This window comes from Aequorivita sinensis (assembly GCF_006346335.1).
Taxonomy (GTDB): domain Bacteria; phylum Bacteroidota; class Bacteroidia; order Flavobacteriales; family Flavobacteriaceae; genus Aequorivita; species Aequorivita sinensis.
Map to the genome: position 1 here is coordinate 1 of NZ_VDMC01000002.1, position 21,669 is coordinate 21,669.

Below are 21,669 nucleotides of genomic sequence, written 5' to 3' on the forward strand. Positions count from 1 at the left end.
AACTGATTTCCTTTGTTCTTTAAAGAACTTGGCACTAATGATTATTAATTATTATAAAGACCCCGTAAGGTTCATATGTTTATAGAGTATATGTTTTGTTTAGCTTTCGACCCCGTTTGGGTCGAGTGTTTTTTTGAAACCTATTGTTATAAATATGTAATCCCTTCGGGATTTAAACTGATTACCTTTGTTTTTTAAAGAATTTGGAACCAAGGATTATTAACTATTAAAAAGAACCCGTAGGGTCCATATGTTTATAGAGTATATGTTTTGTTTAGCTTTCGACCCCGTTAGGGTCGAGTGTTTTTTTTGAAACCTATTGTTATAAATATGTAATCCCTTCGGGATTTAAACTGATTTCCTTTGTTTTTTTAGAGAATCTGGCACTAATGATTTTTAATTATTAAAAAGAACCCGTAGGGCTCAAATGTTTATAGAATATATGTTTTGTTTAGCTTTCGACCCCGTTGGGGTCTTATATTCACAATCTTGCTATATATTATAATTAAATAAACCTTTGACGATTATTCAACAACCTTCGCAGAAATATAAATGTTTTCTAATGGCCAATCGCCATCGTCTGCTTTTACATTTGAAATTTTTTCCACTACATCCATCCCTTTAATAACGTTTCCAAAAATGGTGTACTTTACATTTAAATGTGAGGTTGAAGACTTAGGGCCGTGGAATATAAAAAACTCATAAGGCGCTGTTCTGTGGTCAGGATTTTCACGGTATTCTTTAGCTCCAGAAACAGTTCCATATTGGTGAATTCTACCAGGAATAATTTCTGCGGGTAGTAAATACTCGTTGCCTATGGCAGCTCGTTTACGAGGTGTAGAAACTAAATCACTATTTCCACCCTGAATTATAAAATTAGGAACCACACGATGAAAAAAAGTTTCATCAAAATACTTTTCCTTTACTAAATAAATGAAATTTGCTCGATGTAAGGGAGTGTCTTTATACAGCTCAATTACAATGTCACCATATCTACTTGTGATTAAAACCTTCGTTTCAGGATTGGTTTTTCCGTATTCGGTTAAAAACTCAACTACGTTTTCATTTGTTATTTTTGGATAATCATTCTTTTTATCATTTTCAACTTTAGTTTCATCTTCAACTTCAACCTCTTTTTTGGTTTTAGTTTCAACTACAGTTTCAGTTGTCTTTTTCTTATCTTCACAACTTGCAAATATTACACAGCCAATAGCTAGATAGGCGAAGTAGACAATAAATTTCTTTTTCATTTAATTAAATATTTGATAAAATTGAAGATGTAATGTTCAAATTATTCATCTTCGTAGTTTAATAATTAATAGGTATTTTATAAATGAATTTCCGTGAGTTTGAAAAACGAATTGTAAAAGTAAGAAAAATGGAACTTCCAGGTGAAGCAGTGCAGTTTAAAATGGCGCCTGAAGAGCGATTAAAGGAGCTAAAAGAAACCGCTAGACTTAAAAATACTGCAAAAAAAGCCGGAGTAATGTCGTTGTTTTATCCTACAGAAAAGTTAGAAACACGTTTAATACTAATACTTCGGAAGACTTATAAGGGGGTGCATTCTGCACAAGTAGGTTTTCCTGGTGGAAAGCTTGAAGCTATAGACAATTCGTTGCAAGATGCTGCACTTCGCGAAACAGAAGAGGAGGTTGGAGTTTCTAGAAATACTATTTCGGTATTAAAAGAACTTACAGAAATTTATATTCCTCCGAGTAATTTTTTTGTGCAACCATTCTTAGGAATTACAACGGAGCCTCCAAAATTTGTAGCTGAAGAAAAAGAGGTTGAAGCTTTGATTGAAGTAACTTTACACGATTTTATGAATGATGAAAATATAATTACTCAAACACTATCCACTTCTTACGCTACAAGCATAAGTGTGCCAGCTTTTAATCTAAATGGTTATATAGTATGGGGTGCTACTGCAATGATGCTCAATGAGGTGCGAGAAATGCTTAAAAAAGCTCTATAAAAGCATATTTTAGTATATTTGCGTTTAATCAACTTGATTGTTAATAAGTGTATTGCAGTATAAAAGTAAACAGTCTATCAACTGTTTTCTGCAATTATTCATTGTTTGCATTTAACGAAACTGAACTGATAAATGAGTCTTTTTAAAAAGAACCCATTCGGGCATATAATTTTTTTTAAACTTTGGCTTATACGCATAGCTGGAGTTTTAACTCATAGACGTTTTAAAGGGTTTAATGAGTTAAAAATTCATGGAAGTGAGATTATAAAAGATCTTCCAGATACTAATGTCCTCTTTGTAAGTAATCACCAAACATATTTTGCCGATGTTGCAGCCATGCTTCACGTCTTTAATGCTAGTTTAAGCGGAAGAGAGGATAGTATTAAAAACGTTGGTTATTTATGGCGTCCTAAACTCAATATTTATTTTGTTGCAGCAAAAGAAACGATGAAGGCTGGATTACTGCCTAAGATTCTTGCTTATGCCGGATCGATTAGTATTGAAAGAACTTGGCGTGAAAAAGGAAAGGAAGTAAATAAACAAGTAAAAATGAGTGATGTTAGCAACATCACAAAAGCGCTAAATGATGGTTGGGTTATTACTTTTCCACAGGGAACAACAAAGCCTTGGAAGCCTATTCGTCGCGGTACAGCACACATTATAAAAAAGAACAAACCAGTAGTAGTTCCTATTGTAATTGATGGTTTTAGAAGGTCTTTTGATAAAAAAGGACTTCGGATTAAAAAGCGTGGTATCCTTCAAAGTATGGATATTAAAAAACCTTTAGAATTCGATTATGAAAACGATACCATTCAAGAAATAGTAGAGAAATTAGAGTACGCTATAGAGCAACATCCTTCATTTCTTAAAGTGATTCCTTCTGAAGAAATTCAGAGTGAAGAAGAACTTAACAAGGAAAGACAGTGGCGCTATTAAGAGAAGTTTTAGGTAGATATTTTTATAATTCTATTTTTTCTAACTCTTTATAATTCTTGTATAATCTTTTCATTAAGATACCATAAATAATTCTGTAGAATAATAGTATTAGTACTATCAGTACGGTTCCAATTAATATTTGGCTTAAAAAAAACATACTCATAAACCTTTCCTGAGTAACATTACTTAAACCAAAATCTTCAACTATATATTTGAAAACTATATCTTGGTTTAGGTAGTAATAAAAATTAACACAGATAAGTAATAATGCTGTAGCAGTCACATTGTAAATTACAAAGTACTTCACAGTTTTGCGTGCCCTTAAAATATTCTGCATCAGCTCCTTAACAGAGTCGGTTATCGATATTTTTCGATAATTTTTATAAAACAAATAGATAAATACTCCAAATACTGAATAATTGAGGATGTTTACAACAATAAGGGTATTGTTAATCCCAATATCATTATTAAACTTAGTGTTCGATTCTGGTACTAAGAATGATAAAATTGTCCAAAAAATAATTTCAGCGATACTGATATAGAAAATCCACTTCACAATGGAAGATGACCTTTTCAACAACATTTTATAAATATCGTTAAAACTCAAATGTGGCAAATCCTGCTCGCGGCTTTGCCATTGTTTTTTTAAAAGTTCTAATTCATCCATTATAATCTACGGATTTAAAATGCTTTTTAATTTTCCTTTTATTCTGTTCATCTTCACTCTTGCATTTACCTCACTAATACCTAGTGTTTCGGAAATTTCTTTATAATTCTTGTCTTCTAAGTAAAGAAAGACAAGCGCTTTGTCTATATCGTTTAAATCTTTAACAGCACGATACATTAATTTTAGTTGTTGTTCGGTAGTATCGTCATAAGGTTCGGAAGAAATTTTAAAACTAACTCCTTCAAAATCTTGTGTTTTTATGGTTCTTTTCGATTTTCTATAAAGTGTAATTGCTGTATTTAGAGCAACTCTGTACATCCAAGTGCTAAACTTACTATCTCCTCTAAACTTTGGATATGCACGCCATAATTGAATGGTTATTTCCTGAAACAGATCGTTGTGCGCTTCACTGTCGTTGGTGTATAACCTGCAAATTTTATGTACAATGTTTTGATTTTCCTCAATTTGAGTGACAAAACTATGTTCCAGCTCTTTGTTCAAAGTTATTTTGTTGGTAATAGGTTAGTATATGCTAGTTTAGCTTTGTTACAAAAGTCATAAAAATTAAATGAAGCATCCTAACAATTTGTAACTTTAATAAAAATTAAAACTATGAATATTCCTAAAACCAAAAAGCAGCGTATAATTGTGATAGGAGGCGGATTTGCTGGAGTTTCCTTTATAAAAAAGCTTAGGAATGAAAATCTACAAATTGTACTTTTTGACAGACATAACTACCATACTTTTCAGCCATTGTTGTATCAAGTTTCTACAGCTGGTCTTGAACCCGACTCTATAGCATATCCACTTCGGAAAATTTTTAGGAAAAATCTTGATTTTCACTTTAGATTAGCTGAGGTCGAACATATTAATACTGAAGAAAATACTATCTACACCTCAATAGGAAGTTTAACTTATGATTACTTAATAATTGCGACTGGTACGCGCACAAATTATTTTGGGAATGATAGTATAGCTGAAAACAGTATGCCGATGAAGACAGTTCCTCAAGCTTTAAATATCCGAAGTTTGATGCTACAAAATATTGAGAAAGCCGATATTACTACGGATGAAAAAGAAAGAAAACGGCTGCTAAATTTTGTGATTGCTGGTGCTGGTCCTACGGGTGTTGAGTTAGCAGGAGCTTTAGCCGAATTTAGAAAAGGTATTTTGGAGTTCGATTATCCCGATATAGACGAAAAAGAAATGAATGTTCACCTTATTGAAGGGCAGGATAGGGTATTGCCACCAATGAGTAAACAGGTTTCAAAGAAAGCACAAAAATTTTTAGAAAAACTTGGCGTTGAACTTCATTTAGAAACTTTTATTAGTAGTTATGATGGGAAAACGGTAACTACAAAAGATGGAAAAACCTTTGAAACTGCAACATTTATATGGGCTGCAGGGGTAACTGGAGCATTAATAAAAGGTATTGATGGAAAAGCTTTAATTGAAAAAGCAAATAGGTATAAAGTAGACGAATTTAATAAGGTTGAAGGTTTTGAAAACATTTATGCCTTAGGAGATATAGCATTAATGGAGACTAAAGACTTTCCTAAAGGTCATCCCCAAGTAGCCCAACCCGCAATCCAACAAGGAAAGAACTTGGGAGATAATTTTAAAAAAATGCTGAATGGCAAAAATATGAAACCTTTTAAATATAACGACAAAGGGACTATGGCTACCGTTGGAAGAAACAAGGCAGTTGTAGATATAGGGAAATTACACTTTGGAGGTGCAATAGCCTGGTTTTTATGGATGTTTGTTCACTTGTGGTTTTTAGTTGGCTTTAGAAATAGAGTGGTAACTTTTTTTAATTGGACCTACAGTTATATCAATTACGATAAAGCTGCCAGATTAATTATTAGGCCTTTCAAAAAATAAAATAACTTTAAAGAATTACTTAACTTTTACAGGAATCGGGCTTCCACTTGTTATCCATCTCCCTCCAACTTCTTTTATATTCACATCTAATGCATTTGAGGTTTCAACCTTTTTTATATTTACTTTCATTTCATCGTAAGTGTCAATGCTCTTTAGATTGACATTAAGTTGGTCGTAAGTATTAATGTCCACTAAACGTACATCCATTACATTATTTATAGGTTCAATTTCTTTGCTTTTGTTAGCATAAGCAGAAGGAATTAGATTCAAATCTTTCACTACGTTAAAAGTTAAACAAATTGCGATGATTGTTAAAATAGTCTTGGTGTAAGTATCTGTTTTCATAATTAATTAGATTAGGAGTTATTTTCTTAGCAATTTTTATATTTATCGTGTAATCCAACGCCTTTTTTAATTAATTCACTAGACTTATCTAGGCGTTTCTGTTGGGTTGCTTCTCGTTTAGCTTCACCGATATATTCAGCATATTCTCTTTGCCTACCAGGGGTTAGTTTGTTAAAGCTTTCTTTTAAGACTTTGTCAGTTGCCAATGCGCTTTTAAGTAAAAGAGGTATTGAAACATTTTTTTTCTTAACAGGCTTTATTTCTTTACCGGCCTTAGCGTTTTCAATTGCTTCTTCTACATATTGTAAAATGAGTTTGGGATTAATTTCATCATCTTGTTTAAAACGCCATTGCCTTAAGGCTTTAGTTACTCCTTCTTGGGCATTAATAAGGGTTTTAGCTTCATCCTTTAAAAACACACCTTGATGAAACCAAAGTGCTAAATGATTTTTGAAATCAGCCATAGCAACTACTAATTTTCCATTAAGGGTGTAAGTTGGTTTGCCCCATTTCACTTCTTCCTTCAATTCGGTTTGTTGAATAACACTGCGTAGAAGTTGAAGCTTATCTTTCCACTTTGTCTGTTTATGGATGAAAATATCTACTTTTTCTGAATCTGTTATTTTAAGATTGATTTAAACCGAAGATACAATAATTCTTTTTTTGTTCGGACTATGGATGATAGAAGCAAAACAACCATATCAGAAATTTGAATTTTACAAAATAGAATAAAGTATTAATTATAAACGTTTTAAGGATAATTCGTAGCTTGTGTGTTGATTATCAATTTAATGTGAATTTTTAAAATCTAAAAAGAAATTTGAATTACAATTGAGCTATGTTTTTTTACAGTTCAGATTGTTTTATTCAGAAATGTCGTGTGGAAAATTCATCTTTGAACCGTAAATCAAAATCCACCATTAGATGAAAGTTTCAGTAGTTTTTTTTCTAATAATTCTCTTTCCATTTTCCTTTTTTGCACAGAGTAAAATTTCGGGAATAGTAACCGATAAAAAAGGTGTTCCAATATTTGGGGCAAATGTTTATTTAACCGGAACTTATGATGGTACTACATCAGATCAAAATGGAAATTGGACATTTGAAACTACCGAAACTGGAGTACAAACCTTAACTGTATCCTATGTTTCATTTGAAACATTTACAATGATAGATGACGTTTCGAAACTAAAAAATCTTAAAGTTGTTCTGCGTGACGATGTAAATTCTTTAGAAACAGTAACAATTTCTGCAGGCTCCTTTTCAGCGGGTGATAATAGTAAAATTTCTGTTTTAAAGCCGATGGATATAGTTACAACAGCAAGTGCGGTTGGTGATTTTGTAGGAGCATTACAAACGCTTCCAGGAACTACAACCGTTGCTGAGGATGGACGCCTTTTTGTCCGTGGTGGAGATGCAGGTGAAACGCAAATCTTTATTGATGGAATTCGAGTTTTTACACCCTATAGCCCTACAACCAATAACATCCCAACTCGCGGAAGATACAGTCCCTTTTTGTTTGATGGCATAACATTTTCTACTGGAGGTTATTCTGCAGAATACGGACAAGCGTTATCCTCAGTCTTACTATTGAACACCATAGACGAACCTGTACAGGAAAAGACAAACATTGCTATTATGAGTGTTGGTGGAGGGGTAGGACACACCGAAAAGTGGGATAATTCATCATTGAGTCTGAATACATCTTATATAAATCTTGCTCCTTACATTGCTGTGCTTCCTGATAGAAACACTTGGGAAAAACCCTTTGAAACAGCTTCTGGAGAGGCTGTTCTTAGACAAAAAATTGGAGACGGATTATTAAAGGTTTATGGCGCTTTCGACTCTTCAAATTTTGAACTAACACAAGAAGATATTAATCAAGCAGAAGGCTTGTATTTTAAGTTGAATAATAAGAACTTCTATACTAATGCTAGTTACTCTGAAAAACTTAATAAAGGCTGGTCAATTTTTGGAGGTGGGAGTTATACATACGCAAATACAAAGGTAAACATCGATAAAGCACATATAAAGGATGTTGAAAATTCGGCACATTTAAAATTAAAACTCAACAAACGTTTTAGTAATTATTTCAAACTGAATTTTGGTGTGGAACAGTTTCTTACCGATTTTGATGAAAAATATAATGCGTCTGATTTTTCAGCAAATATTGGGTTTAAAAATAATGTGTCTGCCTTTTTTACCGAAGCAGATATCATTTTCTCACGAAAACTTGCATTAAAACTAGGAGTTCGTGGGGAGTATAGTGAATTGTTTAAGGAAGTTACATTTTCACCTAGAGCATCATTTGCTTTTAAAACAGGTAAAAATAGTCAGCTTTCATTAGCTTATGGAGATTTCTTTCAACAACCAGATAATGAAATTTTAAAGTTTACTACAGACGTAGAAGCTCAACACACCCAACACTACATACTGAATTATCAATATGCTGCAAACAATAGAATATTTCGTGCTGAGTTGTATAGAAAGCAATACAATAAGCTTGTAACATACAACGAAACCATTCCCGATGTAAATAGTTTATTTAATAATACAGGAAATGGCTATGCCCAAGGATTGGATGTTTTCTGGCGTGATAACGAAAGTATAAAGAATGTAGATTATTGGGTAAGCTATTCATATTTGGATACCGAAAGAAAATATAAAGACTACCCAATTAAGGCCACACCAAACTTTGCAAATACACATAATCTTTCGGTTGTTGCAAAATATTGGATTGACGATTGGAAAAGTCAGATAGGATTTAGCTATCAATACGGCAGTGGTAGAACTTACACCGATTTAAATTCGCCTGGCTTTCTTCAGAAAAAAACAAGAGATTATAACAGTGTAAGTTTAAACTGGGCGTATTTGTTATCGCAACAAAAGATACTTTATTTCTCCATAAACAATGCTTTCGCTTTTAAGAATGTGAATGGATATCAGTACGCAAATACTCCTGATGCCAATGGGAATTTTGCTAGAAGGAAATTACTTCCAGCAGCAGATCAATTCTTTTTTGTTGGTTTCTTTTGGACTATTAGTGAAGACGGGAAAAATAATCAACTAGATAATCTGTAGGAGTTTAATATTACAATTCAGTCAATGTAATCAACATTTCGGTTGTTTCATTTTTAAATAATAGAAGTATTAAATGAAATTTGAATAATAATAAAACTTTAAACCAAAACTAAAATATCAATTATGCAAAACGTACTCACTTACTTAAGTATAGTCTTAACTGCTTTTTTTATGCAGGTAGAGGCTCAAACAACTTCAACAGAAGTTTCGGAACCAACCAAATACCAACAAGGTATGCAAAAAGCATTTAAGATTTGGCAGGAAGATAAATCTTGGGAAGCAGCCAATATGTTTGAAAGAATTGCAACAGCAGAAACAGACAAATGGCTGCCGCCTTATTATGTAGCTCAAATAAATGTTATAAATAGTTTCACAGAAAAAGACGCAGCGAAGTTGAAAGCACAACTAGACAAAGCACAGAATTTTATTAATGATGCTACAGCTATATCAAAAGGTAATCCTGAATTATTAGTGCTGCAAGCACAGTTGTATACCGCCTGGATAGTGTTTGACGGGCAGCAATACGGAATGACTTATTCTCCAAAAGCGGCTGCGCTTTACAATCAGGCTTTAGCTATCGCTCCAGAAAATCCAAGAATGATCTTGGCTAAAGCTGAGTGGGATATAGGAAGTGCGAAATATTTTAATCAAACAATAGATACTTACTGCAAAGACCTTCAGCGAGCGATAGAACTTTTTGCTACTTTTAAACCCGAAGGAGAGTTCTACCCAACCTATGGTGAAGAAAGAGCAAAGCAAATTGTTGCAGAAAGCTGTAAGTAAAACTTTTCCTAATTTCAATATTATTAATTAACTGATATTCTTGTGTATAATTTTTAAAATAATCATTCAATGCGCATTTTTAAAGACATAGGGAAAGCATTTTTTGTAGGGACTATTGTGTTTATCATTCTTGTGATAATTCAACATATAAATGGACATTTCTTTAAAAATGGTCGTCAGCTGCTAATTGCTTTTTCGTACAACCAATTATATTCTGTAATTCTATATTTGGCTAATGCATACTATTTTGGGTTTTTACTCAAGACATTTCCCAATCAAGTCTTTAAAACTAAAAACCTTTTAAAAGGGCTTTTAGGAGGTGTTTTAGTTACATTAGTAGCGCTTTTTGTTATTCGAATAATAACACAAGTAGGAATAGAAGGAAAAGATTTTTCAGTATTTATTTCTTCTGAAAAGATTGATTACTATTATCTCTCATTCATTATTTCTGTAGTAATTACTGCAATATTTTATTCTTTTTATTACTATCGAAATAAACAGCAAACCATTGTAACCGAACAAAAATTAATTGCTGGAACAGCATCAGCAAAGTTCGATGCTCTAAAAAATCAATTAGATCCTCATTTTCTCTTTAATAGCCTGAACGTACTTACTAGTTTAATTGAAGAAAATCCAGAAGCAGCTACTCGTTTTACAACTTCGCTTTCAAAAGTATATCGCTATGTTCTAGAACAAAAGAATAAAGAGCTGGTTACCCTAGAAGAAGAACTAAAGTTTGCCGAACTCTACATGTCTCTTTTAGCAGTGAGATTTGAGGATAGCATCATTTTTAATACACCACAACATTTAAAAAATTCGCAAGCGAAGGTGGTGCCATTATCGCTGCAATTACTGTTGGAAAATGCTGTAAAACACAATCAAGTTATGCCATCGAAAAAACTTCATATTACTATAACAGAAAAAGATGGGGTTTTAATGATAACCAATAACATTCAGCCTAAGCAAGTTTTAAAACAAAGCACAGGTTTGGGGCTGCGAAACATTCGAGAAAGGTATGCGCTTCTTACTAAGCAACCCGTTACTATTAGTAAAAATAAAGAGGAGTTTAGTGTTGCAATACCAATATTAACAAAAAACTTTGAAGTTATGAATTCATCAAAAATATATATTTCAGAAAAGAAATTTAAACAAGCTCAAAAGCGAGTGGAGAAGCTAAAATGGTTTTATGTGCATTTAGCTATTTTCGTGTTTTTTATTCCAGTACTTATTTACTTAAATATAATTTCACATGCAGGATTTCCTTGGGCGTTATTTCCAATTTTTGGATGGGGATTTGGAGTAATAGGTCACGCATCAGAAACATTTAAATACAATCCGTTTTTTAGCAAGTCTTGGGAAGAAAGAAAAATTCGTGAACTAATGAGTAAAGATGAATAAAATACAATTCGTCGCCTAATATTGACGCTTCGGTGTTTTTCTCTTTATAGCGAGCTCAATATTCGGTACTTTTAAGATAAGGTTTAAAATTACAGTTATGGAAATAAATAAGGAAGATTATAAATATATCAAGGCAAAACGACGTGTAGAGGAAATGAAAAAGTTTTACACTAATGTTGCGATGTATGTTATTTTCATTTGTGCCTTAGCGGGACTAAATTACTATGTAAACGAATTTAAAAATCCTTGGTTTTTATGGGCTGCTTTTGGATGGGGAATCGGAATTTTTTTCCAAGCTATAAAAGTATTTAAATGGGCACCATTTATGGGTAAAGACTGGGAGAATCGTAAGATTAAGCAGTATATGGAAGAAGAGAAAAGACGAGAAAATAAAAGCGAGTTTTAATCATATTAAAAATGGAGGTCAAGAAAAGTTTATCCTATTTACGAGCAAAGAAAAAAGTTGAAACTTTAAAAGGATTCTATAGTCACCTTTTAGTTTTTGTAATGGTTAATATCATAATCCTTCTCTTTTCTGCTAATGTATTTAACAGCAAACCATTAGATTTCAAACATTGGAGTAATTACGCAATTGCTTTTTTCTGGGGTATAGGTCTAGTATCACATGCAATTTATGTATTATTTGAATTTAAATTTAATAACGTGTTATTGAAACGATGGGAAGAAAAGAAAATTAAACAGTTTTTAGAAGAGCAATAGCAAGTTAATTTTCAATTAGCATCAATCAAAATTAAAATAATAAATAAAACTAATTTTCAAAGGTGGCTAAGTAATTTTAGAGTGAAAACACGTAAATGAAAACGCTACAATTATCCACACAATTTTACGAAACTATATGAATGTAATAATTATTGAAGATGAAAAACCGTCAGCTCGTTATCTTCAACGTATGTTAGCGAAACAAGATGTAAATGTAAGTGAAATGCTACACAGTGTTGAAGAAGCAGTAGAATGGTTTAAGACTAACAAACATCCAGATTTAATTTTTTTAGACATTCAATTAAGTGATGGACTTTCTTTTGAAATATTTAATATTGTTGAGGTTAACAGTGCGATAATTTTCACCACAGCTTTTGATGAATATGCTTTGCAGGCTTTTAAGCTTAATAGCATAGATTATTTACTAAAACCTATAGATGAAGAAGAGTTACAAGCTGCCGTTAAAAAATACATGTTTTTAAAACCTTCAAATAAAAATCTACAAATCAATTTTGAGGATATTAAAAAGCTTCTTGTCAATCCAGTTGAACGCGAGTATAAAAAACGTTTTACAACCAAAATAGGGCAGCATATCAAAATGATTTTGGTAGATGAGATAGAGTGTTTTTATTCTGAAAATAAAGGAACTTATGCACACACTGTAGATGGGCGAGATTATCTTTTAGAAACAACTTTAGAACAGCTTGAACAAGAACTTTCGCCAGAACTTTTTTTCAGAATTAGCCGAAAATATATCATAAATATAAACTCAATCAAGGATATAATATCTTATACGAACTCTAGACTTCAATTGAAGTTAAATAGCTATAAAGAACAAGAAGTTGTTGTGGCACGTGAGCGAGTGAAAGACTTTAAACTTTGGTTGGAGTAAAATTCAAAAGCTATTTAATTCTATTCTCCTGAAACGATGACGGTAATAGCTTCGGAATAAATTTAACTAATAGCGGTAATAGCAAGCTTCCTCCCGGTAAGAGAAAAATAGTGAGTGAAGGTATAGACTTACAAATGTCTAATAACTGCTCTTTCACTTTATACTTTTCTTCTGCTGTTAGATCACGAATTGTTGAATGTCCAAGTAAAACAACTAATTCACCACTTTCCTCAAGTTCTCTAGCAAGTCTATCTTTATTTCTAAGAATTAGTAATTTAACCGTTGCAGAGGATTGTTTGTAGAATTGCTTTACAGGGTGTGAATATTCAAAAAGTAGAATTTTTTCCGTGTATTTTTCAGCAAAATTTTTAAGAGATAAAAGACTTCCTTTTAAATCGTTTTCAGAAAAATTCAAGGTGACTAATAATTGTTGTAAAAACTGATGTTCAGAGATATCCATAGTAAGATCTTCCCAAACAGTAAGACAACATAAGTCTAAGATAAACTGTTTTTCTAATGAGTTTTTATCACTGTTGAGGTAGTTTAAACTCTCTAAAAAAGTAGCCGCGCCACCTTCACTATAATCTATTATATAATCTGATGATGATTCAAAAAACTCTACTAATAACTTATCGTATTTTGTTTTTTCTTTTTTAGAAACTAAGGTGTAAAAACAAGCAGTTAAGGTAGTGGATTCTAATTCACGATAATAAGATTTCACTGAACTAGGATCTTTTTGCCAATGTTTAAATGCAAGAACATCAAGGTAGAGTAGGGCGTGGGTGAGTAAAGAAATTGTATTCTTCTTTAAAATAGTATTAACCGACTGTAATCGCGCTGTTAGTATATGTTCTAAAGTATTTGACGGACTTTGTGCTATAGAAAACATTTGAAAAAATCCTGTTTTCCCTTTTTCTAAATGATTATAAAACGTTAGAATACTTTTTATGGCATCGTCGTAATTGCCATTTTCGTTGTTTTGAAAATATTGAAAAAGTAAAGTATGGAAGAGATTAATTTTAGTAAGCTCTTCTTTAGTGTATTTTAAATGTCCAAGAGATTTTTTCGGAATAACAGAAACAGTAACACCATAAATAAATCCTGTTTGCTTTAAAGCTTCATAAAATTGATGGTTGTTCTTAAAAGCATCAACAAGCTCCTCCTTTTCAAATAGATTTAAGAATTTTAGTATCCAATCGGGTGCTGAAGGGTTCATCGAATTAATTATAGTTATTTTTGACTGTTCAAGCCTTGATTTTTTCTTGTTTCCCAAAAAATATCGCATTTTTGAAAATCAAGATTGTACATTTAGACCTAAGTTAAAATGAACAAGTAAAATTAATTAATAAAAACTTACTAAAAAGATGAAAAAATCAAAACTTTTTGCAGTTATAGGTGGCCTTGGAATGGTTGCATTATCTGCTTTTTTGATGTCGGCAGATCACATGGATGCTCCATCGGTAAAAGGATCTTCTGCAGATATAGCAGATTTTTACGCCTTTCAAGGTGAAAACAATAATAACTTTGTTTTTGTAGCTAATATTCAAGGATTACTGCCAGCGGGACAGGCTACCGAGCAAGCTGTTTTTGACGAATCTGTGCTAATAGAGTTTAATATAGACAAGGATAACGACCTTAAAGAAGATTTAGTTATTCAAGCTATTAAGCGTGGAGATTCTATGCATTTCTTTGGTCCAGCAGTTCCTGAGTATACGGGGGATGAAGGATTAAGAAGTACTATTTTAACCTCAAGCACAAGAAGAAGCGTAAAAATTTCTACTATAGATGATATTGAAGTTGCTGAAATAGATGGAATAAAACTATTTGCAGGACCTCGTGAAGATCCTTTCTTTTTTGATCTAAATAAGTACAACATTATTCTAGCAGGCGATGCAACAGAATTCAGTTCTCAAGGAACAGATTATTACGCAGGAAAAAATGTTTTAAGTGTAGTAATTGAACTTCCAAAATCAATGCTTCCAGGTGGTACAGTAGGGGTAAATCAATTTTCACCTGATACTCCAATGTATAATGTTTGGGTAGAGTCTAAAAGAAAGATTTAAAACGTGTTAATCAACAAAACAATAAACATGAAAACTTTAAAATATATAACGCTCTTTGCTGCATTAGGTTCCTTATTATTATTCACCCAATGTAAAGACGACGACGATAATATTATTATTAATGCTACTTGTTCCGATGGTGTAAAGAATGGGGATGAAACTGGAATAGACTGCGGTGGAAGTATGTGTGACCCTTGTGATGAAAGTGGTTTAGACTTTAGTGGTGTTTACATTCAGGAAGACCAAATGGGAAGGCCATCTATAAATACAATGTTTGGAACATTAGGTTATAGAGATACTTACAATGTAACGGTACCTTCAAAAATGCAAGTTGAATTTCAGAGTATGATGGAAAGTAAATTGTTATTATTAAACCCAAATTATACAACAAACGTATGGGGATTAGACGCAACTGCTTTTTCTACTTTGTTGTCAAACGATGTATTATGGTTAGCTGAAACAGGAGAAACTACTTATTCAAACGGTGTTGATATTTTAACAGGAAGAGCCTTAGGGGAAGATGTGATGAATACAACACTTCAATTAATTTATGGAGGTGCCGATGGTACAGAGAATCCAGGATTAACTGATGATGGAGTACCTTCCAATGATGCCCAATTCTCCAATAGCTTTCCTTATTTGGCTCCGCCATTTTAATAGAACTATTGTAAAACAAAAAAAGAGAACTCAAGTAGTTCTCTTTTTTTGTTTTATAAAATAGAAATGTTATTACTTAGCTATAGTTCCTAATGTGTACAATTGCGAAAGATTAGGCGTCTCACTACCGCCTTCTTCTTCTAAAGTTATACCAATAGCCTCAGATAAAGAAAAATCTGAAAATTTATATATTCCATCAGCAACGTTGTTTTGAAGGTTGATTAAACCAATGCTTGTTGCGGAAAAGGGTTCCATTTTGAGTGTCCAAACTTGATAAGCCTTCCCATTAGGAGGTGTAGGTAGGTTTTTAATATCTACATAAGCATTTCCTTCTTTTTGGTTTAGATATACCTTAGCAAAAGCGGTAGGTGCTACAGCTTGGTTACCTGCTAATGTATAAGTTTGAACATCTTTAGCACTTAAAATTTCAAGAACCTTATTACTTTCTTTTAATTGATTTTCTGTTTCAGAATTTTTGGTTTTTAAAACTGTATTCTGAACAGTAGCAGTTTGTAGAGCTTTATTCAAATCGTTATTTTGTTTAAGCATCCACAAAATTCCTCCCATAAAAAATATAGCAGCAGCCCATCCTAAAATAGCCGGTAGATTGCGTGGTTTTGATTTTTTGATATCAGAAGCTTTATTCTCGTTCATTTAGATGATAATTTAATTTCTGTAAAAGTACTCATATTGTCGAAACATAATTAAGTATAAAAACTCTTGTTTAAAAATGTTAAATAAATAGGGATGCTAATGTAAAGGTTGTAATAGAACTATTTTTTAATAGCTTTACAAGCACAAATAGTACAATTTATACATATTAATTAAAATCAACCCCCAAAAAAACATGAAAAAAGTTACAAGAAATTTATTTCTGGCAGCCGTCTGTTTGTTTTCAGGCAGTATGATTGCTCAGGATTTTTCAAAGACTATTTCCGACCAACTGAATCAATTTGTTGAGAAAGGAGAATTACTACCTGAAGATCTTCAATGGCAAGTTACAGACGAATCTAAAAGTCGTACAAGTGGAATTCAACACGTTTATTTCAGACAATTATTAAACGATATCGAGATTTACGGTACCGATTCTGGAATTCATACTTTACCAAATGGTGCTGTTATTTCACAAGACAGTAAATTTATTAAAAGTACTTCCGAAAAATTATTTGGAAATACACAACCAGGATTAACAGCTTCACAAGCAGTTCAGGCTGCAGCAATGCAATTAGGTTTTACGCTTAATGAGTCTTTAACCGTATTAGATAAAGCTAAAGGTGCTTCTAAAGAAACACTATTAAGTGATGGAGGTATTTCTTTAAGTCCTATCCCTGCAAAACTCGTGTATGCTATTACCGATGACAATCATTTGGTATTATCTTGGGATATTTCAATTCAAGAGAAAAGCCAACAAAACTGGTGGAGTTTAAGAGTTGATGCTACTACTGGTAAAGTTTTAGATAAAACAGATTGGATGGTTAGTTGTAATTTTGATCACGACCATAGTAATGACGTGAAAGAAGTGAACTTTAACACCAATTTATTTGACGTGCCTAACTATTCAGAATTAGTAGCGAAATCTACTAATACTAACTGTACTGAATGTTATGAGGCATTCGCTTTACCTATTGAAAGTCCATATTTTGGAAACAGATCAATAGAAGTTCAACCAGCACATCCTGTTGCTTCTCCTTACGGATGGCACGATACTGATGGAGTTCCTGGAGCAGAATATACAGTTACACGCGGTAATAATGCAAATGCTTACGAAGACGGTAATAACCCAGGATATCAGCCAAACGGTGGGCCAAATTTAGATTTTACAGGATATCCTTTTAGTCAAACTTATTCAAGCTCTAACCAATATGAAGATGCTGCAATTACTAATTTGTTTTATTTAAACAACATCATTCACGACGTAATGTATATGTACGGTTTTGATGAAGAAAGTGGAAACTTTCAAGAAAATAACTACGGTAATGGCGGTATTGGTGGCGACTCAGTAAATGCTGAAGCACAAGATGGTTCAGGTACTTGTAATGCAAACTTCGGAACTCCACCAGATGGAGGTAACCCAACAATGCAAATGTACATTTGTGGTGATAAAGATGGCGATTACGATTCATTAGTTGTAATACACGAATACGGACATGGTATTTCAAATAGATTAACTGGTGGTCCATCTGCTGCAGGGTGTTTGCAGAATTCAGAACAAATGGGAGAAGGTTGGAGTGACTTTTTTGGAGCTTTACTAACAATTTCTCCAGGTGATGTAAGTACAGACCCTAGAGCTGTAGGAACATACTTATTTGGTCAAGGACCAAACGGGGGAGGTATTAGAGATTATCCTTATAGTACTGATATGAGTGTGAATCCTCAAACTTATGATTTTATTAAAACAGCGGCTGTACCACACGGAGTAGGTTCTGTATGGGCACAAATGTTATGGGAAGTAACTTGGGCATTAATCGATGAACATGGTTACGATCCGAATCCATACAATTTTACTGGTGACGTAAACCAAGACGCAGGAAATGTTATGGCTATGGCTATTGTAACAGAAGGATTGAAGTTACAACCTTGTAGCCCAGGGTTTGTTGACGGTCGTGATGCTATTATTGCAGCAGATCAAGCTATATATGGCGGTGCAAATGAGTGCTTGTTATGGGAAGCTTTCGCAAAAAGAGGTTTAGGTTATAGTGCAGACCAAGGATCTTCAGGAAGTAGAAGTGATGGAACTCAAGCTTTTGATACACCTCCTTCAAGTGCTTCATTAAGCGTTTTAGAAGAAGTATGTGTTTCTTCAAATGTGATGACTGATTTAACTGGTGGTGCCCCAAGAGGTGGTGTCTATAGCGGACCAGGTGTAACAGATAACGGCGATGGTTCAACATTCAGCTTCGATCCTATTGCAGCTGGTGTTGGAGTTCATACAGTTACTTATACTGTTCAAGCTAGTAATTGTACAGTTGCATCGTCTGACACTGATACTATTGAAGTTCTTTCAGTTCCTGATGGACCAACTACTGTAGGAGCAACAAACGTTTGTATTGGTGAAGAAGTTACTGTAACTGCAACTCCTAATGATTCTTCAAACATCATTAGATGGTTTGACGCTCCAACAGGAGGAAACTTTTTACACGAAGGAACAACTTATACATTCACACCAACAGACGATAGCAATGTATATGCACAAGAAAGTGAACCAGGATTATTATCTAAATTGGTTATTTCTGAAATAAGCGTTGAGACTCCAGATAGATTTGAAATTCAAAATATTGGAGTAGCTACAGATTATGTAGGATATAAAGTTGCAGTTAGTGATCAACCATATACAAACATAAACACAGTTAATTCAATTGTAAGACCACTATTCCACATGGATGAAAATTCTGTAAGAGTATTTAGTGATGAAAGTGGATCTGATTATTGGGGTAATAATATTTGGTGGGGTAATTCTGGTACTGGATGGATTATAATTATTGATCCCGACGGAAACGTTGTAGATTCTGTTTTTTGGGGCTTTAGTGCTTCTCAAATTTCAAACCTCAACTTAACAATTGCTGGTTTTAACATTACTGCTTCCGATTTAGATTGGAGTGGTGCAGGTGCTGGCTTTATCAATGATTGTGGTTCTGATTCGTTTAGAAGACACGGAGATACAGATTCAGCAGCTGATTGGTCTGGAATATGCGAGCCTTCAGATTTTGGAGTTCCTAATTCTGATATTAATATTGGCCCAACAGGATGCCAAGCATTAAGAACTTTAACTGAAATTACTGCAGAAACTGAAGCGCCAGTTATTACTTGCCCTGCCGATGTGGAAGTTGAGGTACACCCAGGTACTCAGTTTACATTACCTGATTATACAGCCGACGCTGTAGTAACAGATAACTGTAGTTTAACTCCTACTATTACACAAAATCCTGCTGTAGGAACTATGGTAGATGCTGGGGTTACAACTATTACGTTAACTGCTACAGATGCTTCAGGAAATGAAAGCACTTGTACTTTTACAGTTACAGTAGAAGATACTTTAGGTGTAGATGAAAATGAGTTCTTTAATAATATTGCACTTTATCCAAACCCTACTTCTGGTTATATTACATTGGCTAATAAAACATCTGAGCAGCTTGTTAATGCTGTGATAACTGATGTTAAAGGAAGTGTTGTTAAAAACATCGATTTAAGTAAGTCTGGTGCAGAAACTTCTATTTCAATGGAGAATCTAGCTGCAGGAATGTACTTTATGAAAATTAACACCCAAAACACAAGTATTGTTAAACGAATAGTGAAGCAATAAAAATTTATAATTTCAATAGTTAAGAACCCGTGTCAAACTTGTTTGACGCGGGTTTTTTTCAATAACTTTGTCGCCCAAATAAACTTATAGAATGAGTAAAATTCTTTTCCTAGCAGGTAGTAATAGCAGTACATCTATTAACCATAAACTTGTAAGCTTTGCTGCAACTCACATCCCAAATCACAATACTGAAATTATTAAATTAACAGATTATGATCTGCCAATGTTTGGCGTAGACCTTGAACGCGAAAAAGGTTATCCTGTTAATTTAAAAATGCTTAACAACAAGATACAAGAGTCTGATGCTCTCGTAATATCAGTAAATGAACATAACGGAAATATTTCGGCTTATTTTAAAAATACGTTAGATTGGTTATCCCGTTTAGATAGAAAGTTTCTAGAAGGAAAAAAAGTATTGTTAATGAGTACTTCTATTGGCAAACGCGGAGCAGCTTCAGCTTTGGATTACACAAAAAATACACTTCCTCGCTTTGGGGCAAATGTAGTTGAGAGCTTTAGTTTCCCATCTTATTCTGAAAATTTTTCAGAACAGGAAAACACCATTACCAATGAAATTTTACTTTTAGGTTTTATAGACGTTATTCAAAACTTTGTACATCAAATTGAAATTTAATGCGGACTGTTAAGAAACTTTCTTTTTCTTTAACCGAAGCATCTAAACAAAGCTTCCTTCAATGGGCGCAGCAATATGATGAGGTTGTATGGTTAGACTCAAACAGCTATAAACAAGCTCACGAAAGCTATCAAGCTATACTTGCAGTTGACGCATTTACGGCGATAAAAACCGATGCTTATAATGCATTTGATAAACTAAAAGAGTATCAAACCACAACTCTCGATTGGATTTTTGGTTACCTTTCTTACGACCTTAAAAATGATGTAGAGCCGCTTCAATCCAATAACTTTGATGGCTTACATTTTCCTGACTTATATTTTTTTCAACCTAAAAAGCTTTTTCTTTTTACTGAAGAAAATGTTGAGGTTCATTATTTAAATATGGTCGATGATGAATTAGAATCTGATTGGAAGGAAATTTCAGAATTTCTACATTCATCCAAAAACACTAATCCTCATAAGGCTTTGGATATTAAAGCTCGTACAACTAAAGCTAATTATATCGAAAAGGTAGATAAATTTTTAGAGCACATAAAAAGAGGAGATATTTATGAAGCAAACCTATGTAAAGAGTTTTATTCTGAAAATACTGAAATAGACCCCTTAAATACCTTTATTGAACTCAATAAAATTTCAAAACCACCATTTTCCGTCTTTTTGAAACTGAATGAATTACATGCACTTTCAGCTTCTCCAGAACGATATATCAAAAGAAGCGGAAATACTATAGTCTCACAACCTATTAAAGGAACGGCTAAGCGTCTAGACAATGAAGTTAATGATTTGAATATGATAAAACAACTTCAAAATGATCCTAAAGAACGCAGTGAAAATATAATGATTACAGACCTTGTGCGTAATGATTTATCTCGAATAGCTCAGAAGGGTAGTGTAAAGGTAGAAGAGTTATGCGCTATTTATACATTTGAACAAGTGCATCAAATGATTTCTACAATTTCCTGTGAAGTGAGTTCAGAAACTGCTAGTGTAGATATTTTAAAAAATACATTCCCAATGGGAAGTATGACAGGCGCACCAAAAATTTCTGCAATGCAAATTATTGAAAGTACAGAAGATGCTAAACGCGGATTATATAGTGGTGCCATAGGCTATTTTACACCTTCAGGCGATTTCGATTTTAACGTAGTTATTCGGAGTATTCTATATAATTCTATTGAAAAGTATGTTAGCTTTTCGGTAGGAAGTGCGATTACAATAAATTCTATCCCAGAAAATGAATACGAAGAGTGTCTTCTGAAAGCAAAAGCAATGCGCTTGGTTCTTAACCCTCCCTTATAATCTTAGTTTATTAGCCTTTTAACTGATAAGTTTTGT

At 33.2% G+C, this 21,669-nt stretch carries 21 protein-coding genes; 14 read left to right on the plus strand and 7 right to left on the minus strand.

All coding sequences use genetic code 11. The annotated features are described in order from the left end of the window. Window positions 1-524: 524 nt before the first annotated feature. Window positions 525-1,250, minus strand: a complete 726-nt coding sequence (locus tag FHP04_RS03020; RefSeq protein WP_139854446.1) for a peptidylprolyl isomerase — start codon at window positions 1,248-1,250, stop codon at window positions 525-527. Between the two features lie 83 nt (window positions 1,251-1,333). Here FHP04_RS03020 and FHP04_RS03025 point away from each other — a divergent pair, with 83 nt between their 5' ends. Together FHP04_RS03025 and FHP04_RS03030 are read left to right on the plus strand one after the other, a co-directional pair. After that, window positions 1,334-1,975 carry an NUDIX hydrolase gene (locus FHP04_RS03025; protein WP_139854448.1) on the plus strand — a complete coding sequence of 214 codons (642 nt, stop codon included), beginning with the start codon at window positions 1,334-1,336 and terminating at the stop codon, window positions 1,973-1,975. A 132-nt stretch (window positions 1,976-2,107) separates the two neighbouring features. Then, complete coding sequence (locus FHP04_RS03030; protein WP_139854450.1) at window positions 2,108-2,911, plus strand: lysophospholipid acyltransferase family protein; 804 nt, start codon at window positions 2,108-2,110, stop codon at window positions 2,909-2,911. 22 nt (window positions 2,912-2,933) lie between these two features. Here the strand turns inward: FHP04_RS03030 and FHP04_RS03035 are convergent, their stop codons facing one another. Then, window positions 2,934-3,578: a hypothetical protein gene (locus FHP04_RS03035; RefSeq protein WP_139854452.1), complete on the minus strand. Its 645-nt coding sequence runs from the start codon at window positions 3,576-3,578 to the stop codon at window positions 2,934-2,936. A 6-nt stretch (window positions 3,579-3,584) separates the two neighbouring features. After that, window positions 3,585-4,079: an RNA polymerase sigma factor gene (locus FHP04_RS03040; protein ID WP_139854454.1), complete on the minus strand. Its 495-nt coding sequence runs from the start codon at window positions 4,077-4,079 to the stop codon at window positions 3,585-3,587. A gap of 111 nt (window positions 4,080-4,190) precedes the next feature. Here FHP04_RS03040 and FHP04_RS03045 point away from each other — a divergent pair, with 111 nt between their 5' ends. Beyond that, entirely contained in the window at window positions 4,191-5,462 is a 1,272-nt protein-coding gene (locus FHP04_RS03045; RefSeq protein WP_139854456.1) for an NAD(P)/FAD-dependent oxidoreductase, read from the plus strand. A gap of 15 nt (window positions 5,463-5,477) precedes the next feature. Here the strand turns inward: FHP04_RS03045 and FHP04_RS03050 are convergent, their stop codons facing one another. Both FHP04_RS03050 and FHP04_RS03055 read right to left on the minus strand, forming a co-directional pair. Further along, a complete protein-coding gene (locus tag FHP04_RS03050) occupies window positions 5,478-5,807 on the minus strand; it encodes a hypothetical protein (RefSeq protein WP_139854458.1) in 330 nt (109 codons plus the stop codon). A 26-nt stretch (window positions 5,808-5,833) separates the two neighbouring features. Continuing rightward, a complete protein-coding gene (locus tag FHP04_RS03055) occupies window positions 5,834-6,442 on the minus strand; it encodes a YdeI/OmpD-associated family protein (RefSeq protein ID WP_317129554.1) in 609 nt (202 codons plus the stop codon). 289 nt (window positions 6,443-6,731) lie between these two features. On the opposite strand from FHP04_RS03055, the gene FHP04_RS03060 reads away from it, so the two are divergent. The 6 genes from FHP04_RS03060 to FHP04_RS03085 all read left to right on the plus strand — a co-directional run bounded on the left by FHP04_RS03060 (window position 6,732) and on the right by FHP04_RS03085 (window position 12,678). After that, a complete protein-coding gene (locus FHP04_RS03060; RefSeq protein ID WP_139854462.1) occupies window positions 6,732-8,885 on the plus strand; it encodes a TonB-dependent receptor in 2,154 nt (717 codons plus the stop codon). A 123-nt stretch (window positions 8,886-9,008) separates the two neighbouring features. Beyond that, window positions 9,009-9,668, plus strand: coding sequence for a hypothetical protein (locus FHP04_RS03065; RefSeq protein WP_139854464.1), 660 nt, complete (start codon window positions 9,009-9,011; stop codon window positions 9,666-9,668). A gap of 69 nt (window positions 9,669-9,737) precedes the next feature. Next, entirely contained in the window at window positions 9,738-11,066 is a 1,329-nt protein-coding gene (locus FHP04_RS03070; RefSeq protein WP_139854466.1) for a 2TM domain-containing protein, read from the plus strand. Window positions 11,067-11,163: 97 nt separating this feature from the next. After that, a complete protein-coding gene (locus tag FHP04_RS03075; protein WP_139854469.1) occupies window positions 11,164-11,472 on the plus strand; it encodes a 2TM domain-containing protein in 309 nt (102 codons plus the stop codon). A gap of 11 nt (window positions 11,473-11,483) precedes the next feature. After that, on the plus strand, window positions 11,484-11,786 hold the full coding sequence (locus FHP04_RS03080; RefSeq protein WP_139854471.1) for a 2TM domain-containing protein: 303 nt from the start codon (window positions 11,484-11,486) through the stop codon (window positions 11,784-11,786). Window positions 11,787-11,922: 136 nt separating this feature from the next. Continuing rightward, window positions 11,923-12,678, plus strand: coding sequence for a LytR/AlgR family response regulator transcription factor (locus FHP04_RS03085; RefSeq protein WP_139854473.1), 756 nt, complete (start codon window positions 11,923-11,925; stop codon window positions 12,676-12,678). A 10-nt stretch (window positions 12,679-12,688) separates the two neighbouring features. Here FHP04_RS03085 and FHP04_RS03090 read toward each other — a convergent pair whose 3' ends face one another. Then, on the minus strand, window positions 12,689-13,894 hold the full coding sequence (locus FHP04_RS03090) for an LETM1-related biofilm-associated protein (protein WP_158319110.1): 1,206 nt from the start codon (window positions 13,892-13,894) through the stop codon (window positions 12,689-12,691). Window positions 13,895-14,042: 148 nt separating this feature from the next. On the opposite strand from FHP04_RS03090, the gene FHP04_RS03095 reads away from it, so the two are divergent. Together FHP04_RS03095 and FHP04_RS03100 are read left to right on the plus strand one after the other, a co-directional pair. Further along, window positions 14,043-14,741 carry a DUF4331 family protein gene (locus FHP04_RS03095; RefSeq protein ID WP_139854478.1) on the plus strand — a complete coding sequence of 233 codons (699 nt, stop codon included), beginning with the start codon at window positions 14,043-14,045 and terminating at the stop codon, window positions 14,739-14,741. A 27-nt stretch (window positions 14,742-14,768) separates the two neighbouring features. Beyond that, window positions 14,769-15,398 (plus strand): DUF4331 family protein, encoded by a 630-nt coding sequence (locus FHP04_RS03100; RefSeq protein WP_139854480.1) that lies wholly within the window; start codon window positions 14,769-14,771, stop codon window positions 15,396-15,398. A 72-nt stretch (window positions 15,399-15,470) separates the two neighbouring features. On the opposite strand, the gene FHP04_RS03105 is transcribed toward FHP04_RS03100, so the two are convergent. Next, window positions 15,471-16,052 (minus strand): anti-sigma factor, encoded by a 582-nt coding sequence (locus FHP04_RS03105; RefSeq protein ID WP_139854482.1) that lies wholly within the window; start codon window positions 16,050-16,052, stop codon window positions 15,471-15,473. A gap of 193 nt (window positions 16,053-16,245) precedes the next feature. Here FHP04_RS03105 and FHP04_RS03110 point away from each other — a divergent pair, with 193 nt between their 5' ends. The 3 genes from FHP04_RS03110 (at window position 16,246) to pabB (ending at window position 21,633) form a co-directional block, all read left to right on the plus strand. Next, on the plus strand, window positions 16,246-19,698 hold the full coding sequence (locus FHP04_RS03110; protein WP_139854484.1) for a M36 family metallopeptidase: 3,453 nt from the start codon (window positions 16,246-16,248) through the stop codon (window positions 19,696-19,698). A gap of 91 nt (window positions 19,699-19,789) precedes the next feature. After that, entirely contained in the window at window positions 19,790-20,332 is a 543-nt protein-coding gene (locus FHP04_RS03115; protein ID WP_139854486.1) for an NADPH-dependent FMN reductase, read from the plus strand. Continuing rightward, window positions 20,332-21,633: an aminodeoxychorismate synthase component I gene (gene pabB / locus FHP04_RS03120; protein ID WP_139854488.1), complete on the plus strand. Its 1,302-nt coding sequence runs from the start codon at window positions 20,332-20,334 to the stop codon at window positions 21,631-21,633. The genes FHP04_RS03115 and pabB overlap by 1 nt, the downstream gene beginning before the upstream one ends. Window positions 21,634-21,669: the final 36 nt, after the last annotated feature.

Excerpts from the sequence above, each read along its gene's own strand:
- FHP04_RS03020 (WP_139854446.1), bottom strand. The coding sequence starts at position 1,250 with ATGAAAAAGAAATTTATTGTCTACTTCGCCTATCTAGCTATTGGCTGT.
- FHP04_RS03025 (WP_139854448.1), top strand. The coding sequence starts at position 1,334 with ATGAATTTCCGTGAGTTTGAAAAACGAATTGTAAAAGTAAGAAAAATG.
- FHP04_RS03030 (WP_139854450.1), top strand. The coding sequence starts at position 2,108 with ATGAGTCTTTTTAAAAAGAACCCATTCGGGCATATAATTTTTTTTAAA.
- FHP04_RS03035 (WP_139854452.1), bottom strand. The coding sequence starts at position 3,578 with ATGGATGAATTAGAACTTTTAAAAAAACAATGGCAAAGCCGCGAGCAG.
- FHP04_RS03045 (WP_139854456.1), top strand. The coding sequence starts at position 4,191 with ATGAATATTCCTAAAACCAAAAAGCAGCGTATAATTGTGATAGGAGGC.
- FHP04_RS03050 (WP_139854458.1), bottom strand. The coding sequence starts at position 5,807 with ATGAAAACAGATACTTACACCAAGACTATTTTAACAATCATCGCAATT.
- FHP04_RS03060 (WP_139854462.1), top strand. The coding sequence starts at position 6,732 with ATGAAAGTTTCAGTAGTTTTTTTTCTAATAATTCTCTTTCCATTTTCC.
- FHP04_RS03065 (WP_139854464.1), top strand. The coding sequence starts at position 9,009 with ATGCAAAACGTACTCACTTACTTAAGTATAGTCTTAACTGCTTTTTTT.
- FHP04_RS03070 (WP_139854466.1), top strand. The coding sequence starts at position 9,738 with ATGCGCATTTTTAAAGACATAGGGAAAGCATTTTTTGTAGGGACTATT.
- FHP04_RS03075 (WP_139854469.1), top strand. The coding sequence starts at position 11,164 with ATGGAAATAAATAAGGAAGATTATAAATATATCAAGGCAAAACGACGT.
- FHP04_RS03080 (WP_139854471.1), top strand. The coding sequence starts at position 11,484 with ATGGAGGTCAAGAAAAGTTTATCCTATTTACGAGCAAAGAAAAAAGTT.
- FHP04_RS03085 (WP_139854473.1), top strand. The coding sequence starts at position 11,923 with ATGAATGTAATAATTATTGAAGATGAAAAACCGTCAGCTCGTTATCTT.
- FHP04_RS03090 (WP_158319110.1), bottom strand. The coding sequence starts at position 13,894 with ATGAACCCTTCAGCACCCGATTGGATACTAAAATTCTTAAATCTATTT.
- FHP04_RS03095 (WP_139854478.1), top strand. The coding sequence starts at position 14,043 with ATGAAAAAATCAAAACTTTTTGCAGTTATAGGTGGCCTTGGAATGGTT.
- FHP04_RS03100 (WP_139854480.1), top strand. The coding sequence starts at position 14,769 with ATGAAAACTTTAAAATATATAACGCTCTTTGCTGCATTAGGTTCCTTA.
- FHP04_RS03105 (WP_139854482.1), bottom strand. The coding sequence starts at position 16,052 with ATGAACGAGAATAAAGCTTCTGATATCAAAAAATCAAAACCACGCAAT.
- FHP04_RS03110 (WP_139854484.1), top strand. The coding sequence starts at position 16,246 with ATGAAAAAAGTTACAAGAAATTTATTTCTGGCAGCCGTCTGTTTGTTT.
- FHP04_RS03115 (WP_139854486.1), top strand. The coding sequence starts at position 19,790 with ATGAGTAAAATTCTTTTCCTAGCAGGTAGTAATAGCAGTACATCTATT.
- pabB (WP_139854488.1), top strand. The coding sequence starts at position 20,332 with ATGCGGACTGTTAAGAAACTTTCTTTTTCTTTAACCGAAGCATCTAAA.